The sequence below is a fragment of the Terriglobus albidus genome (assembly GCF_008000815.1).
GTDB classification, from domain to species: domain Bacteria; phylum Acidobacteriota; class Terriglobia; order Terriglobales; family Acidobacteriaceae; genus Terriglobus; species Terriglobus albidus_A.
This window is the reverse complement of record NZ_CP042806.1, coordinates 3,052,338-3,067,635: the sequence shown is the minus strand read 5'-3', so window position 1 is coordinate 3,067,635 and position 15,298 is coordinate 3,052,338. Positions and strand designations below refer to the sequence as shown.

Here is a 15,298-nt window from a genome sequence, read left to right as displayed (position 1 = left end):
GCTGAAGGGGATGTTGCAGAAGAGGTATTACGGTAGAACTACAAACCAGATGCAAGGAAGCGGCAAACGCCGCGAGGCCGATTAGGCCGCGCGGCGATTCTGCACGCGATCAGAGTGAGCCAGGCTGGCGGTGCCATGGACCGGCGACTCTGAGCGAAAACGACCGAGAACTTCGTTCGTGGTGTCCTGAACACGGGTGTTGGGCTTGTGGAGCTTACGCGTAGCCTTGGAAGCGAGCTGGCAAAGCTGGTAACGGTTCTTGACGTGCGTAAGTGCTCCAAAAATAAGATCTGAGCGCATACCTATTCCTCTCTTATACCGGGGTGCAGTCCTCACCCGGCGCTGCTATCGACCGCAGACTTCGTTAGCTGCAAATCGTGTTTCTGTTCAATAGACGATGCGCTGGTACTCCAGGATGCACCTATCTTTTGTCCATTCGGGCGAACGCAAATCTGCGCTCTCTGTCTACATCCACATCTGCCTTTGTGGAGATGGCGCCGTGACAGATCCCAGAGGAACCTCCAAACGGAACTGACGCCATGATTCGGGGTTCTATCGCCCCGTGCTTACATTTGAATTCGACTGGGTCACACCTGGCCTGACGGGAAACCCTTGGCCACCGCAGCGAACCCGGAATCCAGCCCGCCAACCGCGACCTTCCAGAAGGTAACGCCTAAGGGAGGGCGAGGTCAATACTTTTTTCGGTATTCGAGAGAATTCCTGCCTTCCAAAAATGGAAGATTTTTAGATCCATAAAATACAATAACTTATGAGATATATGCCCCGAAAACAGGGCAACCTCAGGACCAGTACTGTCGGTCGAGTGTGCGATATTGGATCGCCTCGGCGATGTGCGGCACACCGATCTGTGTTTCACCCGACAGATCGGCAATCGTCCGGGCAACTTTGAGAATGCGGTCATGCGCACGCGCGCTGAGTCCCTGCTGCTGCATGGCGCGCTCCAGAAGACGTTCAGCGTCCGAAGCAAGCTCGCAGTGCAGACGGATCTGCTGCGTCGACATCTGGGCATTGGCGAAGATTTTGCGGCCGCGTTTTGCCCCTTCCGGAGCCAGCGCGAAGCGTTCATGCTGCCGTCGGCGCGCTTCCAACACCCGAGACCGGATCTCTTTTGAACCTTCCGCCGCTGCTCCCGAACGCAGTTCCCTATATTGCACCGCCGGAACCTCGATGTGGATGTCGATACGGTCCAGCAGAGGGCCGGAGACCTTGGAGACATACCGCTGGATCATCGGCGGCGTACACATACACTCGCGGCTCTTGTCATTGAAGTAGCCGCAAGGACATGGATTCATCGCGGCGATCAACATGAACCGAGCCGGAAAGCTCAGGCTCATGGAAGCCCGCGAGATGGTCACCGTGCCATCCTCTAGCGGTTGCCGCATCACCTCCAGCACGTTTCTTGGAAACTCCGGCAGCTCATCCAGAAAGAGAACGCCGTTATGAGCCAGGGATACCTCTCCCGGACGCGGCACAGCGCCACCACCGATCAGACCGGCATCACTGACGGTGTGATGAGGAGAACGGAAGGGACGATGTGTCACCAGGCCGGTCTCGGCATTCAATACGCCGGCAACCGAATGGATCTTGGTCGTCTCCAGTGCCTCTTCAAACATCAGCGGAGCCAGAACCGACGGGAACCGCTTTGCGAGCATCGTCTTACCGCTGCCCGGAGGTCCAATCATCAGCACGTTATGTCCGCCGGCGGCGGCAACCTCCAGAGCGCGCTTCGCCGTATGCTGACCGCGAACATCCGAGAAGTCCGGCATTGCATCCTGAATCTCATCCAGCAGCGTGCTCTTATCCAGCTGCACTGGTGCGATACTCTCCTGCCCGGTAGCGATGCCATTGATCAGTTCCCTTACCTCGATCAGGCTTCGCACCGGATACACCATGAGGCCATCAACGACGGCAGCCTCGCGTGCGTTCACGGTTGGAACCACCAGCCGCTTCACGCCCTTCTGCCGTGCAGCAACAGCTACGGGAAGAATTCCCTGTACCGCACGCACAGTGCCGTCTAACCCAAGCTCTCCGAGAAAGAGAAACTCTGTAAGATCAATCGGCTGCAATGCGCCATAGGCGCCCAGGATGCCAAGCGCGATCGGTAGATCGAACCCTGAACCTTCCTTACGTATATCCGCGGGAGCGAGGTTGATGGTGATGCGCACCGGCGGCATATCGAAGCCGGAGTTGCGGATAGCGCTGCGTACACGATCACGGCTCTCTTTCACGGCTGCATCGGGCAGGCCGACGGTTGAAAAGGTCTCCGCGTCTCGGACCACTGTGGAAAAGTCAACCTCAACATCAATCAAATGTGCGTCGATACCGTAAACGGCAGCACTACGAGTCTTAAAGAGCATGTAAACCTGTGTTTCGCGAAGGCAGTAAATTCTTCCGACTATAGCATCCAACCAAGCAGTAGAACGCTGCAGAACTCTTCCCGCTGCAAGCGCCGGAAAAACAACATGAAGGCTTATACGTCTCGTTTGCGTCGGTCGCTGCATCTTCTTGCCTGGGTCGGCGGACTGATTGTCTTATTTCTCTGTCTTCACGCGGTTGCACCTGCGGAGATGCGACGTTCTGCAGAGGATGCAACCCCCGAACCGCCGAAGGCTACCCCTTCACAGATCAATACGGATGCCTGGACCCTGCTGGATAAAGAGGCATCCGAAAAGAAAACCGAGACGCTCGTCATCGTCGTCGCTGCCCTTGGCGATTTAGGCGGAGAACCGAAGGCACAAAAGATGTTGCTGGAGGCGATCGACAGCCCCGATCTTGACGTACGTATTGCTGCCATCGCCGCCATGGGGCAGACGAAGAATTCCATGTTCGTACCAACACTGCGCAAACTGCTGGATGATCCCAAGCCGCAGATCGCCTTCGCCTCCGCGACTACGCTGTGGAGCATGGGAGATCACTCAGGGCAGGACCTTCTCTTCGCTGTCGTTGAAGGCGAACGCAAAGGAAATGCAGGCATGCTTGGCGGAGCGATGCATCAGGCCAGCAAGGATATGCACTCCCCTGCCGAGATCGCAAAGATGACAGCGCCGTTCGTCCTTGGCCCCTTCGGCATCGGCATTGCGGCGTACAACTACATGCACAAGGCCGGCGGAGACAGTCCACGCGTCATTGCGACAGAACTGATCGCGCAGAACAAGAGCCCGGAGGTTCGCAAGGAGTTGATTGATGCGCTCGATGACAAGGATCAGGAAGTACGGTTGACGGCAGCGCGTATGCTTGGCGACTTCCAGGACCCGGGTCTCGCGGAGAACCTCATCCCTCTCTTTCTCGACAGCAAGCCTGCGGTACGGATTACGGCTGCGGCAGCCGCCATTCGCCTGACCTCGGTGCGCTCCTCCGCTCCGATTGTTCCGAAGCATAAGAGCAAGACAATAAAGCCCTCATCAAAGCCCTAGAGCCAGATGTATCCATGTACTCTGAAAGGCAGAGCCGGCAGCTCTGCCTTTCTGTATTGGAACAGCCGGCCGGTGAACGACAGTGAATACTTCCCTCTTCGAGCTCTTCAAGATCGGCATTGGTCCCTCCTCCTCACACACAGTCGGTCCCATGCGTGCAGCGCTGCAATTCACGCAGCATCTGCGGCAGTCGGGTCTGCTCTCGCAAACCAGCCGGGTCTTCGTGGAACTGTTCGGCTCCCTGGCGCTTACCGGGCATGGACACGGCAGCGATAAGGCGATTGTGCTTGGCCTCTCAGGCGAGGCTCCAGATCAGGTAACACCCGCGACCATCGAACGTATCCTCGCTGACTGGCAAACGGATGGCCGCATCCAGTTGGCGGCGGATCACGCAGTAACGCTGCGAGAAGGAGGAGAGCTTCTCTTCCTCCGCAACCAGATGTATCCCGATCCAGCAGTTCCCTCTCATCCGAATGGCATGCGGTTCACGGCATTTGATAAGGAAGGCAATACGCTGCACCAGGAGACGATCTTCTCAATAGGCGGCGGCTTTGTGGTGCAGGCAGAGGACTTCGGACGGCAAAGCGCTGTTGCCACGCGTAACGTACCGTATCCGTTTCACTCGGCAGCTGAACTGCTGCAGATTACCGCGCAACATGGTCTGACGATTGCACAAGCCGTCATGGCGAACGAGGTGGCACTCGCCGGCAGTGAAGCAGTGGTTCGAGAGCGTATCCTCGCCATCTGGAAGGTGATGCAGGAGTGCACGGAGAAAGGCATCACGACAGAAGGCATTCTTCCTGGCGGTCTTAATGTACGCCGACGCGCCCCCAGACTTACGACGCGTCTGCGTGCAGAGCGCAGTAAAGATCCGTTGGCGCCGATGGACTGGGTCACGGTCTATGCCATGGCAGTCAATGAAGAAAATGCCGCGGGCGGTCGTGTGGTCACCGCGCCGACAAACGGAGCGGCGGGCATTATCCCTGCAGTCGCGCACTACTACCTGAACTTCATTCCGGATGCAGACACCGAAGGCATTCTGCGTTACTTCCTTACATCGGCCGCGATCGGTGTCTTGTACAAGGAGAACGCCTCCATCTCTGGAGCTGAAGTGGGATGCCAGGGAGAGGTAGGCGTTGCCTGCAGCATGGCGGCAGGCGGACTCGTCGCCGCATTGCATGGCAGCAACGATCAGGTGGAACACGCAGCGGAGATCGCCATGGAGCACAACCTCGGCATGACATGCGATCCCATCGGCGGTCTCGTGCAGATCCCATGCATTGAGCGCAATGCGATGGGAGCAGTAAAGGCAGTGAACGCTTCACGCATGGCAATGCATGAAACAGAAGGCCACAAAGTATCGCTCGATCAGGTAATCAAGACGATGTATCAGACAGGTCTCGACATGCAATCGCGCTATAAAGAGACCTCACTTGCAGGTCTTGCGTTGAATGTCATCGAGTGTTGAGACGAGTTCTCATTCGGGCCGTCGCAAACTTCGTTGCAACTTTCTTCACTTTTCTCTTGACACAGTTTTTTCAGACTTCTATACATTCCCTAGTTGCAAGTCAGCGTTGCTGTCTGCAACAGGGAGAATAGAGAGGCGACAAGAACGGCGAAAAAGTAGACCGCCGGGAGTCAGCCTCCAACGTAAGGCAACAAACAAGGCAACACATGTGGGGAGCGCGACAGCGCTCCCCACAGTGTTTAAGCTGGATGTGATGACACGACGCCGCTGGATTGCCGATCGATGGAATGACGAACGAACCTCTGCTTCCCTGCTGGGAGAACAAGCGCAACACCTCGCGCGGGTCTTGCGCGCCGAGGTCGGTCAGACCTTTGACGTCGTTGCAGGCGGCTTTCTGCATCGCGCAACCGTAGCAAGTGTCAGCGAGGATGAGGTTCGTTTCGACCTGCACGAAGAGCAGGAGATCGACCATGCACTTCCGGTTCATCTGCTGCTGGCGATCTTCAAGTTCGACCGTATGGAGTGGGCCATCGAAAAAGCCACGGAACTCGGCGTCGAGCGCATCACTCCCATTCTGGCTCGCCGCACGGAGAAACACCTGGCACAAGCCGCGGCCAAACGTGTCGAGCGCTGGCGCCGCATCGCGCTGGAAGCCAGCAAGCAGTCACGCCGCGCATCCGTTCCCGAGATCGGCGATCCCGTGACCTTGAAGGCTGCTCTCGGCAAAGAAACCTTCACAATCAAAATCCTGCTGTCGGAGACAGAACAGCAGACCACCATCGCTTCCGCACTTCGCCAGGCTGAGGCCACCGCACTCGCCATCGGTCCCGAAGGCGGATGGACGCCTGAGGAGATGGCGCTCTTCCAACAACACACCTGGACCCCGGTGACCATCGGTCCCAGAATTCTTCGGGCAGAGACGGCTGCCATTGCAGCGCTGGCGATCGCCGGAGCTTTCCTATAGAGCAAAGAGAAAGGCGCGGCCAGAGGTCGCGCCTTCAATCCAATCGAAAGAGATCCGATCCCTACGAGCTCCGCTCGTTAGCTGAATATATCCTTCATCTTGTCGAAGATGCCGCGGCCATGCGGCGCGTTCTCAATCAACATGCTCTCGCTCAGCTGTTCCAGAAGCTCGCGCTGCTGCTTGCTGAGCTTGGTCGGCGTCTGCACGCGGATCTCCACCAACAGATCGCCCTTACCACTGGCGTTCAGGTGGGGTACCCCCTTACCCTTCAGCTTGATGACTTTGCCGCTCTGCGTGCCTTCAGGAATCTTGATGGTCGCCGGACCTTCGAGCGTAGGCACTTCCAGCTCTGCACCGAGAGCCGCCTGTGGGAACGAGATCGGCATGGAGCAGTGAAGATCATCGCCATCGCGCTCAAAGAACGCATGTGCCTTCACCGTAAGTACGACGTACAGGTCGCCTGACGGTCCACCGAAACGTCCAGCCTCGCCTTCGCCGCCATAGCGGATGCGTGTGCCATCCTCGACGCCCGCAGGAATCTTCACCAGGATGACGTGCTCGCGCTGCACACGGCTTTCGCCGCGGCAGGTTGGACACGGATCCACAATCAACGTTCCAGTGCCCTGGCACGAGGTGCAGGTACGAGCGATGGAGAAGAACCCCTGCTGCATGCGTACCTGTCCGCGGCCGCCGCAGTGCGGGCAGGTGATGGGCTGCTTGCCCCTCGCCGCGCCGCTGCCGTGGCAGTCGTCGCAGATCTCCATCCGGCGGATCTTGATCTCCTGCTCTTTGCCGAAGGCGGCATCTTCGAACTCGATCTTGAGGTCGTAACGAAGATCGCGTCCACGCTGCTCACGCGTCGGACGGCTGCCGCCGCGCCCACCGCCGAACATCTCGCCGAAGAGGTCCCCAAAGATATCGCCGAGATCCTGCGCGTCACCGAAGGGGCTGCCGGTAAATCCGCCGCCTGCACCCGCTCCGCTGACGCCGGCATGTCCAAAGCGGTCATACGCGGCGCGCTTGTTCGGATCGCTGAGCACCTGGTATGCCTCGCTGCATGCCTTGAAGCGTTCTTCGGCGTCCGCATTATCCGGATTGCGGTCGGGGTGATATTTCAGCGCCATCTTGCGATAGGCGGCTTTCAGTTCCGTATCTGTCGCTGTCCGCGATACTTCCAGGACTTCGTAGTAATCAATCTTCACGTTAGCCGTCGCACTCATCCGTACTGCATCCCTGCAAGATTGCTAGAGCAATTCTCCTAATACTGTAGCTCTGGATAAATCTGCGAAAGCCGTTTTCTTTGCAAGGAAAACGGCGCAGACAGCCCAGGCTCCGCTCTACGCCTTTAGGCGACTTGCTCAGTCGTTTACCTGCGCATGATTGACGGCGATCTTTACCATCGCCGGGCGCAGCAGTTTGTCTTTGATGCGGTATCCGCGCCGCACTTCCTCAAGTACCTGATGATCGGGATACTCGGAAGTTTCAACCGACCCCAGAGCCTCATGGAAGCGCGGGTCAAACTGCGCTCCGACGGTCTCGACCGGGGTAACGCCCAATGTCTTCAACGCCTCTTCCATCTGCTTCAGAATCAACTCGACACCGGAGCGAAGCTGCTCCGCGCTTCCCTGCGACTTCAGCGCAAGCTGGAAGTTGTCCAGCACGGGCAGGAAGTGTTCCACGGCGTTCGAGACGGCATAGTCCCGGAACTCCGAACGCTCTTTGGCTTCACGCTTGCGGAAGTTATCGAACTCCGCCTGCAGCCGGGCAAGACGGTCCACCAGGCTGTCACGCTCTGCCTTCACTGTCTCCAGCTCAGCCGCGGTGGCGGCTTCGGTTCCTTCCACGGGAGCAGCTACCGCCTGCTCCTGCATCTCAGTTTCTTGACTCATATTCCTGAAAATCCTTCTCATCTATTCTCTCGCATCAGGGCAACTCTGTGGTGCCGCCGGTGTGGAGCATCCGGTCGAAGAGATGCGCGACGTAGCTGACGGCGCCCATCGTCTGCTCGTAACGCATTCGTTGGGGTCCGATGACGGCCAGCGCTCCCCGGGTTTCCCCGGCTACCGATGCAGGAGCGGCTACTAGAACCAACCCCTCCATTCCGGGAGCATGCTCTTCCAGATCGAAGATGACGCGAACGCTCTTCTGCTGCGCGTCGATATAGGCGTTCAACAGATCGATCAACCGCTGTTTGGTCTCGAGCGCCTGCATCATGGCGCGTAGACGATCTCTATCCGCATGGCTGGCCACCAGGTTGGCGACGCCATCCACGTATACGGTCTGCACCACGGTCTCACCGGAAGGCAGCGCCTGTCCCCAGAGCTCTTTCACGCGGGCGAGAAGCTGGTGGTATTCGCTACGCTCGCTTTCAATGCGAAGTCCCAGCTCTCCTCGAATGGCATCGAGCGTCCATCCGCGAAAGTTTTCATTCAGATAGCTCGCCGCGCGCTCCAGGTCAGAGACAGTCAGATCGTGACTTACCGTCAGCATGCGATCGCGCACGACGCCTGGCCGGGTTACGACGACAGCCATCACACGGCCGGAGCCCAGGCGCGAGAAATAGATGTGCTCCAACTGGTCGCTGATGCGCGCGCTGGCAAATGCGATGCCAACGCCACTGGAGAGCGCGGCAAGAACCCGGCTGGTGCGTTCCAGAAAGTTCTGGGTATTACCGACTCCCTGCAACTGCTGATCGATCGCAACGCGCGACTGTTCAAGCAAGCTTGCCTGTCCGGAGCGGATACGTTCAACATAGACACGGAATCCGGACGCGGTAGGAATGCGTCCAGCGGATGTATGCGGCTGCTCCAGGAGGCCATCGTCAGAGAGGTCGACCATCAGATTGCGGATGGTCGCGGAGCTCAACCCTGAGATCTCACCGACGGCATTCCGCACAACCGCCTGAGACGAGACCGGCTCGCCCGATGAGACATACTCCTCCACGATGGCCGTAAGTACAGCCAGCTTGCGTAGAGAGAGATTTGCAGTCACGCCCTGCCCCATACACCTATTGTGGACCATTCCGGAGAGATAGCTCCACCGGAAAAAGCGGTCCGCCGTGGACTGCTTTCCGCAAAGCCTTTGCATGGTGCGGCTTAGACAGGCCGGGACGAAGCGGTGGCGGGTTCAGATGCGCTCGAATACCCCACCCATCGCTTTGCGATGGATGGGGCACCCAGTTCTGAGGTCGATTAAACGATATGCCTAGGTGATCTCGAGCACGTCGTCAGACTTGGCGCTTACCTCGGCTGCACGGGAGATGACGTTGCGGGCGATCTCATAGAAGCCCTTTGCACGTTCGGAAGTCTCCCCTCCGAGAGCCACGGGAAGACCGCGGTCTCCACTGGAGCGAATTTCGGGATCGAGATCGACGCTGCCGAGGAACGGCAGACCGAACTGCCGTGCTGTCTGCTCCGTTCCCCCGGCGCCGAAGACGTCCAGCATCGTGCCGTCGGGCATACGCATCTGACTCATGTTTTCCACCATACCGAGGACTTCGACATTTACCTGGTGGAACATCTCCAGCGCCTTACGCGCGTCCTGCAGCGCCACACTGGAGCCCGTTGAGACCACCACGGCGCCGGTCAGAGGTACTGTCTGTACCAGCGAGATCACCACATCGCCGGTTCCCGGAGGCAGGTCGACCACAAGGTAATCCAGCTCTCCCCACTCCACCTGCTGCAGGAACTGACGGATGATCTGGTGCAGCATCGGTCCGCGCATCACCATTGGCTTGTCGCCAGGCGAGATGAGGCCGATGGAGATGAACTTAACCCCGTGTGCCTGAATAGGCTCAATGCGGTTCTCACCGACTACGTTCGGCTGGCGCTGTGTTCCCAGCATGATGGGCACGTTCGGGCCATAGATATCGGCATCTACCAGGCCGACACGATACCCGAGCTTCGCAAGCGCGATGGCCAGGTTCACGCTCGTTGTGGTTTTTCCTACGCCACCCTTACCGCTGCCGATGGCAATGACGTTGGCAATTCCAGGCAATCTCTGCGGGCCCTGAGGCGCGCCATGTCCCATGTGTCCCATATGGTTGACTCCTAAATCTCTTTCGGTTGCGGCGGTTGCGGTTAGAGATACCAGCCGGTTTCAAGACTTTTGCGGACGCGCTTCTTGCGCTCCGTTTCGCCGCTGCGCGCCTCGCGCCGCTTCAGTGCATCCTCATAGCGGCGCTTCTGATGCTCCGTCTCAGGAAGGATGCAATCCACCGGGACGGGATTCCCTTTCTCGTCGACGGCCACATAGGTGAGGTACGCCGAGGAGACATGACGAAGTTCGCCGCTCTTCGGATCTTCCACCATCGCCTTGACGCCAACCTCCATGGAGGTGCGGAAGGCACGGTTAACGCTCGCCCTCAAAATCAGCACCTCGCCCACGTGAACCGGTGCGACGAAATCGAGCGAGTCCATACTGGCGGTGACGACTGTCGTCGCTCGTGCATGCCGGTAGGCGGCAACTGCACCTACCAGATCAATAAACTGCATCAGACGTCCGCCGAAGAGGTTGCCGAGCCCATTTGCATCGGCGGGAAAGATCACTTCGCTGCGCTCGGCCTGACTTTCGACGACCGTACGCTGTCGCTTCTCTTGCATACCAATAGTTTACCGCCGTAGCCGGTTTCGTTTTCTTTTACCCAAATGCTCCTCGGATGCATCAAGCTAGGTATATGAAATCCGCACTCGTCACGTCGTACGCCCAGCTGCCCGCTTTCAACGACGTTCAGGACCCCGTTCCTTCTGAAAACGAGACTCTGATCAGGGTAACGGCAGCCGGAATTCACCCCATCGTGAAGGCACTTGCCAACGGAACACACTACGGCAGTACCGGCAAGTTTCCGTTTGTTCCGGGCGTAGACGGCGTGGGAACGGCACCTGACGGCAGACGCGTCTTCTTCGGCATTGCCCGCCCACCTTTCGGATCGATGGCTCAGTACACTCTGGCCGGCGACTTCATGATTGACCTTCCGGAGAGTGTGGACGATGCCTTCGCCGCTGCGGCCGCGAACCCAGCGATGTCGTCATGGGCAGCACTGTCCATGCGTGCGAAGTTTCAACCGGGCGAGTCAGTGCTGATCCTCGGTGCTACCGGCGCCGCGGGACAGCTCGCCGTGCAGATTGCAAAACATCTTGGAGCGCGGCGAGTTGTTGCATGCGGCAGAAATGCGGCGGCCCTGGAAGAGCTTACGGCCCTGGGTGCAGATGCGACGATCTCGCTGATGCTTTCTCCGGAAGACCTTATCGAGGCATTCCGCAATGAGATTGCAACCAACGGCGTCGATGTTGTCCTCGACTATCTTTGGGGAGCGCCTGCGGAGGCCATGCTGAGTGCCATCGCGCATAAGGGCCTCTCGCATCACGCCCCACGCATCCGGTTTATCCAGATTGGCTCATCCGCTGGACCGGCGATCTCACTGCCGGCATCTCATCTCCGTTCAAGCGGAGTTGAGTTGTTGGGCTCGGGCTTCGGTTCGGCCTCAATGGATGAGCTCCGCATCGCCATCAAACAGTTCTTTGAAGCCTGCAGCAGAAAGCCCTTTCAGACGAAGTTCGTATCGCGTCCGTTGGAAGAGGTTACCGGTGCATGGACTGAACCGAATGAGCCGCGTGTCGTTCTTCGTCCCTAGATTGTCGCTAGACTAACCTTATGGACAAGATTGCCGCACTGACCGAGATTCTCACTCAGGACCCCGCCAACGCCTTCGCACGCTACGGACTCGCCATGGAGCACCTGGGTAAGGGCGATACGGACGCTGCCCTCCGTGAATTTCAGACATTGCGCGAGCACCAGCCTGATTACGTTCCGGGACATCAGATGGCGGCACAGACACTGATCAAGCTGGGCCGCTACAGTGAAGCGCGCGAGCGGCTGGAAGCGGGGCTCGCAGCGGCAGAGAAGACCGGTAACGGGCATGCGCTGTCAGAGCTCTCCGGTCTTCTGGCAGACCTTCCCTAAGAGGCACTTCACCGAACGCTTTCGTCTAGAGCAATTCTCCTAATGCAGTGGTGTTGGATAAGTCCGCGAATGCCGTTTTCTTGGCGGAAAACGGCGCAAACAGCCAGAATTCCGCTCTACTCCTTTAGGAGAATGCTCTATCGCGAACAGTCCACCTCGGGTAGCATGGTGGCCATGCTTGCTGTCCAACTGCCTGTAATGTCTCCTGTGGTGACGTGGACGGATGTCGCGTTGCGCCTGGGACTGGCTGCCCTGGCTTCCGCTGGGATTGGCTTCAATCGTGATGAACGCTCGCACCCCGCCGGACTTCGCACCATCATGCTGGTCTGCCTGGCGGCAACACTCGCTGGATTGCAGGCGAATCTCGTTCTGCCGACGGTAGGCAAGGCGCTCAACTCATTTGTCCAGATCGACCCGATGCGTTTACCGCTCGGCGTTCTGACTGGTATCGGTTTCATCGGTGCAGGTGCAATTGTGCGCCGTGACAATTTCATCACGGGTCTCACGACAGCAGCGACCATCTGGATCGTCACTATCCTGGGCATCCTGTTCGGCCTCGGTCAGCTCGTCCTGGCCAGCATCGGCTCTGTCCTGGCGCTCATCATCCTTTGGCTGCTGCGGTACGTCGATGACGTACTGCCGCGGAAGCGTCGCGGAACGTTAGCGGTATCGATTACGTATACGCCGACCATCGAGACCGAGGTGATGTTCCTGCTGGCCTCGACAGGATTCAAAGCGGACCGCTGGCATGTGATGCACGATGAGGTCAACGGAATCACCACGTTGCGATGCGACATCACCTGGAACACCAGGGGAGGACACCAGCCGCATACGCCACGACCGTTCACGGAACTGCGAGCACTTCCAGGACTTCGGACCTTCTCCTGGGAAGAGTAGGAGCGCTCCGTATGCATGAAGCCTATACTTGTGGCATGCCGGTACCGACGAACCTGCCCCTGACCCTTGGCGCATTGAAGAAGAGCGAGTGGACTCCGGAGCGCGTAAACCGCTCCGTCAAGGATGAGCTACGCGAAAACCTGATTGCGCGTCTGCGCTCCCGGGAGACCATCTTTCCCGGCATCGTTGGTTACGAAGACACCGTCATTCCGCAGATTGTGAATGCCGTGCTGTCGCGGCATAACTTTATCCTTCTCGGGCTGCGCGGTCAGGCCAAGAGCCGTATCCTGCGCGCGTTGACCGGCCTGCTGGATTCTGTCATCCCTTATATCGCCGGATCGGAGCTGCGCGACAATCCGTATAAGCCGCTAAGCAAGTTCTCGCGCGATCTCATCGCGGAACAGGGTGACGACACGCCTATCGCCTGGCTCACACCCGACGAACGCTACGTCGAGAAGCTGGCGACTCCGGATGTCACCGTCGCCGATCTGGTCGGTGACCTCGATCCCATCAAGGCGGCACGCGGCGGACAGGAGCTCTCCTCTGAACTGACCATGCACTATGGTCTTCTGCCCCGCTCCAATCGCGGCCTGTTCATCATCAATGAGCTACCTGACCTTGCCGGTAAGATCCAGGTGGCGCTCTTCAACATCATGCAGGAGGGCGACGTTCAGATTAAGGGCTACCCCGTCCGTCTGCAGCTGGATGTTGCCATTGCCTTCTCCGCCAATCCCGAGGACTATACGGCACGCGGCAAGATTGTAACGCCGCTCAAAGACCGCATCGGCTCCGAGATCCGTACGCACTATCCCGAATCGCTGGAAGAGGCCATTACCATCACCACGCAGGAGGCATGGGCGTCACGCCCCAACGCGGAGATCGAGATTCCGCAGTACATCCGAGAGGTCGTCGAGTTGATCGCCTTCCTGGCCCGTGAAGACAAGAAGGTGGACAAGCGCTCCGGTGTCTCACAGCGCCTGCCGATCTCGACGATGGAGCTTGTTCTATCGAACGCCGAGCGGCGTGCGCTGATGCATGACGAGACTCTGGCCGTGCCTCGGATCGGCGATATCTACACGGCGCTTCCTGGCATCACCGGCAAGATCGAGCTGGAGTACGAAGGCGAGATGCGCGGCGCCGACGTGATTGTGCACGACATCATTCGCCAGGCGGTGCAACGTAGCTTCGACAAGTATTTCGCCAACATCAACACGCAACAGATTGAGGAGTGGTTCAATCTCGGCGGCACGGTTCAGTTGAACGATCAGCAGGCTGCAGCCGCATCCCTGAAAGAACTCAAGCAGATTCAAGGGCTCATGGACAAGCTGGAGCCGCTGGGCATCACCTCAAAGTCGTCTCCAGAACTCGCCGTCTCGGCAGCAGAGTTTCTGCTGGAGGGTATGACGGCGCATCGTCGCATTACCCGCAGCGAAGAACGCAGCTTCTCCGCTGGGGAGAAGGCACGCCGCAATGAGCAGGCGGCGAATTTCCATGAGACAGTGCGCGAACGTGAGAAGGAACGCGCTGAGTGGGAAGCAAAGAACCGGACCAGGCGCGGCTTTAACTAGGTAGATGGAATTCAACGGGAAAGACGACTATCTCGCACGTTGGATTCACGGGATCTCAGCTATCGTTCTGGGGTTTGCTGGCGTAATTCTGCTCCGCTTCTTCGGAGACTATAACCGCTGGGATTTACGTCTCAATCTGGCCGGTTTTGCTGCTCTTCTCCTTGCGATCCGCTGCGCGTGGTACGCCATTTCTGGAAGAGGCAACCCTAATAACGATTAGGGCGTGCTCCACCGGGAAAGTAATTCGAATTTCAAGATTACTCTTTCTTATACTGGCTTTCGCTTCACCACGACGGCGCTTATGGTTCAGGTCATGAACATCAGCGCTACGCAACTTATCTTCGATACCACCGCCGCCACCTACGACCAGGACCGTGCAAAGCTGATCCCCTCGCACGACGATTTCTACGGCTGGGCCATCCGCCTGATTCCTCCCGCAGCGAAAACCATCATCGACCTCGGAGCCGGTACCGGCATTCTGACAGCGCTTATCCGGCAGCACTTTCCGGAGGCGCAGATTCATCTCGTCGATCTCTCGCCATCGATGCTCGGGATCGCTCGCGAGCGTCTCGCGCATGACGGCGGCATCTATTTCCACCAGCTTGACTACACCCGCGACGCCCTCCCCGGTGACGCCTGTGCGGTCGTCTCTGCCCTTTCGATCCATCACTCAACGGACGAAGCAAAGCAGCAGGTCTTCCGTGCCGCCTTCAAGGCATTGAAACTGCGCGGCGTGTTCATCAATGCCGATCAGGTGGCCGGATCTGTGCCCGCCGTCACCGATCGCTACCATGAGCTCTGGCTGCGTCAGGTGAGGGTGAATGGAGCGACAGAAGACCAGATCAAAGCGAGTCTCTACCGCATGACCGATGACAAGTGCTCTCCGGTCGAGGAGCAACTGCACTGGATGCGTGAGGCAGGTTTTGCTGACGCCGACTGCTGGTTCAAGGAGGCCCGCTTCGCTGTGATGGCCGGTACACACGTATAGGGGCGTATCATCGAAGCA

Annotated in this window: 16 protein-coding genes; 9 read left to right on the top strand and 7 right to left on the bottom strand. The window is 58.4% G+C overall.

The genetic code is table 11. The features are described from left to right. Positions 1 to 81 precede the first annotated feature (81 nt). Together FTW19_RS12140 and FTW19_RS12135 are read right to left on the bottom strand one after the other, a co-directional pair. Positions 82 to 300 (bottom strand): DNA-directed RNA polymerase subunit omega, encoded by a 219-nt coding sequence (locus tag FTW19_RS12140; RefSeq protein WP_147647872.1) that lies wholly within the window; start codon positions 298 to 300, stop codon positions 82 to 84. Positions 301 to 800: 500 nt separating this feature from the next. Then, on the bottom strand, positions 801 to 2,378 hold the full coding sequence (locus FTW19_RS12135; protein ID WP_147647871.1) for a YifB family Mg chelatase-like AAA ATPase: 1,578 nt from the start codon (positions 2,376 to 2,378) through the stop codon (positions 801 to 803). Between the two features lie 105 nt (positions 2,379 to 2,483). On the opposite strand from FTW19_RS12135, the gene FTW19_RS12130 reads away from it, so the two are divergent. From FTW19_RS12130 to FTW19_RS12120, 3 genes are all read left to right on the top strand, one after another. After that, positions 2,484 to 3,434 carry a HEAT repeat domain-containing protein gene (locus tag FTW19_RS12130; RefSeq protein ID WP_187143444.1) on the top strand — a complete coding sequence of 317 codons (951 nt, stop codon included), beginning with the start codon at positions 2,484 to 2,486 and terminating at the stop codon, positions 3,432 to 3,434. Positions 3,435 to 3,516: 82 nt separating this feature from the next. Further along, complete coding sequence (locus FTW19_RS12125) at positions 3,517 to 4,902, top strand: L-serine ammonia-lyase (RefSeq protein ID WP_147647869.1); 1,386 nt, start codon at positions 3,517 to 3,519, stop codon at positions 4,900 to 4,902. Between the two features lie 253 nt (positions 4,903 to 5,155). Beyond that, positions 5,156 to 5,866 (top strand): RsmE family RNA methyltransferase, encoded by a 711-nt coding sequence (locus FTW19_RS12120; protein ID WP_147647868.1) that lies wholly within the window; start codon positions 5,156 to 5,158, stop codon positions 5,864 to 5,866. 77 nt (positions 5,867 to 5,943) lie between these two features. On the opposite strand, the gene dnaJ is transcribed toward FTW19_RS12120, so the two are convergent. From dnaJ to FTW19_RS12095, 5 genes are all read right to left on the bottom strand, one after another. Further along, on the bottom strand, positions 5,944 to 7,086 hold the full coding sequence (gene dnaJ / locus FTW19_RS12115) for a molecular chaperone DnaJ (RefSeq protein ID WP_147647867.1): 1,143 nt from the start codon (positions 7,084 to 7,086) through the stop codon (positions 5,944 to 5,946). 138 nt (positions 7,087 to 7,224) lie between these two features. Continuing rightward, complete coding sequence (gene grpE, locus FTW19_RS12110; protein ID WP_147647866.1) at positions 7,225 to 7,755, bottom strand: nucleotide exchange factor GrpE; 531 nt, start codon at positions 7,753 to 7,755, stop codon at positions 7,225 to 7,227. A gap of 34 nt (positions 7,756 to 7,789) precedes the next feature. Next, positions 7,790 to 8,857, bottom strand: a complete 1,068-nt coding sequence (hrcA, locus tag FTW19_RS12105; protein ID WP_246153708.1) for a heat-inducible transcriptional repressor HrcA — start codon at positions 8,855 to 8,857, stop codon at positions 7,790 to 7,792. A gap of 213 nt (positions 8,858 to 9,070) precedes the next feature. Beyond that, the gene (locus FTW19_RS12100; protein ID WP_147647865.1) at positions 9,071 to 9,904 is read right to left on the bottom strand and encodes an Mrp/NBP35 family ATP-binding protein; all 834 of its coding nucleotides are present in this window, start codon (positions 9,902 to 9,904) and stop codon (positions 9,071 to 9,073) included. Between the two features lie 41 nt (positions 9,905 to 9,945). Next, positions 9,946 to 10,467: an acyl-CoA thioesterase gene (locus FTW19_RS12095; protein WP_147647864.1), complete on the bottom strand. Its 522-nt coding sequence runs from the start codon at positions 10,465 to 10,467 to the stop codon at positions 9,946 to 9,948. A gap of 74 nt (positions 10,468 to 10,541) precedes the next feature. On the opposite strand from FTW19_RS12095, the gene FTW19_RS12090 reads away from it, so the two are divergent. The 6 genes from FTW19_RS12090 (at position 10,542) to FTW19_RS12070 (ending at position 15,280) form a co-directional block, all read left to right on the top strand. Further along, entirely contained in the window at positions 10,542 to 11,498 is a 957-nt protein-coding gene (locus FTW19_RS12090) for a quinone oxidoreductase family protein (protein WP_147647863.1), read from the top strand. Positions 11,499 to 11,518: 20 nt separating this feature from the next. Next, positions 11,519 to 11,827 (top strand): tetratricopeptide repeat protein, encoded by a 309-nt coding sequence (locus tag FTW19_RS12085; RefSeq protein ID WP_147647862.1) that lies wholly within the window; start codon positions 11,519 to 11,521, stop codon positions 11,825 to 11,827. Positions 11,828 to 11,959: 132 nt separating this feature from the next. Then, a complete protein-coding gene (locus FTW19_RS12080) occupies positions 11,960 to 12,724 on the top strand; it encodes an MgtC/SapB family protein (protein ID WP_187143443.1) in 765 nt (254 codons plus the stop codon). 11 nt (positions 12,725 to 12,735) lie between these two features. Then, the gene (locus FTW19_RS12075; RefSeq protein ID WP_246153707.1) at positions 12,736 to 14,292 is read left to right on the top strand and encodes a magnesium chelatase; all 1,557 of its coding nucleotides are present in this window, start codon (positions 12,736 to 12,738) and stop codon (positions 14,290 to 14,292) included. 4 nt (positions 14,293 to 14,296) lie between these two features. Beyond that, the gene (locus tag FTW19_RS25815; protein ID WP_187143442.1) at positions 14,297 to 14,512 is read left to right on the top strand and encodes a hypothetical protein; all 216 of its coding nucleotides are present in this window, start codon (positions 14,297 to 14,299) and stop codon (positions 14,510 to 14,512) included. Between the two features lie 81 nt (positions 14,513 to 14,593). Then, positions 14,594 to 15,280, top strand: a complete 687-nt coding sequence (locus tag FTW19_RS12070; RefSeq protein ID WP_246153706.1) for a class I SAM-dependent methyltransferase — start codon at positions 14,594 to 14,596, stop codon at positions 15,278 to 15,280. The last annotated feature ends 18 nt before the right edge of the window (positions 15,281 to 15,298 follow it).

Coding starts and splice junctions, on each gene's coding strand:
- FTW19_RS12140 (WP_147647872.1), bottom strand. CDS start 300: ATGCGCTCAGATCTTATTTTTGGAGCACTTACGCACGTCAAGAACCGT.
- FTW19_RS12135 (WP_147647871.1), bottom strand. CDS start 2,378: ATGCTCTTTAAGACTCGTAGTGCTGCCGTTTACGGTATCGACGCACAT.
- FTW19_RS12130 (WP_187143444.1), top strand. CDS start 2,484: ATGAAGGCTTATACGTCTCGTTTGCGTCGGTCGCTGCATCTTCTTGCC.
- FTW19_RS12120 (WP_147647868.1), top strand. CDS start 5,156: ATGACACGACGCCGCTGGATTGCCGATCGATGGAATGACGAACGAACC.
- dnaJ (WP_147647867.1), bottom strand. CDS start 7,086: ATGAGTGCGACGGCTAACGTGAAGATTGATTACTACGAAGTCCTGGAA.
- grpE (WP_147647866.1), bottom strand. CDS start 7,755: ATGAGTCAAGAAACTGAGATGCAGGAGCAGGCGGTAGCTGCTCCCGTG.
- FTW19_RS12100 (WP_147647865.1), bottom strand. CDS start 9,904: ATGGGACACATGGGACATGGCGCGCCTCAGGGCCCGCAGAGATTGCCT.
- FTW19_RS12095 (WP_147647864.1), bottom strand. CDS start 10,467: ATGCAAGAGAAGCGACAGCGTACGGTCGTCGAAAGTCAGGCCGAGCGC.
- FTW19_RS12090 (WP_147647863.1), top strand. CDS start 10,542: ATGAAATCCGCACTCGTCACGTCGTACGCCCAGCTGCCCGCTTTCAAC.
- FTW19_RS12085 (WP_147647862.1), top strand. CDS start 11,519: ATGGACAAGATTGCCGCACTGACCGAGATTCTCACTCAGGACCCCGCC.
- FTW19_RS12080 (WP_187143443.1), top strand. CDS start 11,960: ATGCTCTATCGCGAACAGTCCACCTCGGGTAGCATGGTGGCCATGCTT.
- FTW19_RS12075 (WP_246153707.1), top strand. CDS start 12,736: ATGCATGAAGCCTATACTTGTGGCATGCCGGTACCGACGAACCTGCCC.
- FTW19_RS25815 (WP_187143442.1), top strand. CDS start 14,297: ATGGAATTCAACGGGAAAGACGACTATCTCGCACGTTGGATTCACGGG.
- FTW19_RS12070 (WP_246153706.1), top strand. CDS start 14,594: ATGGTTCAGGTCATGAACATCAGCGCTACGCAACTTATCTTCGATACC.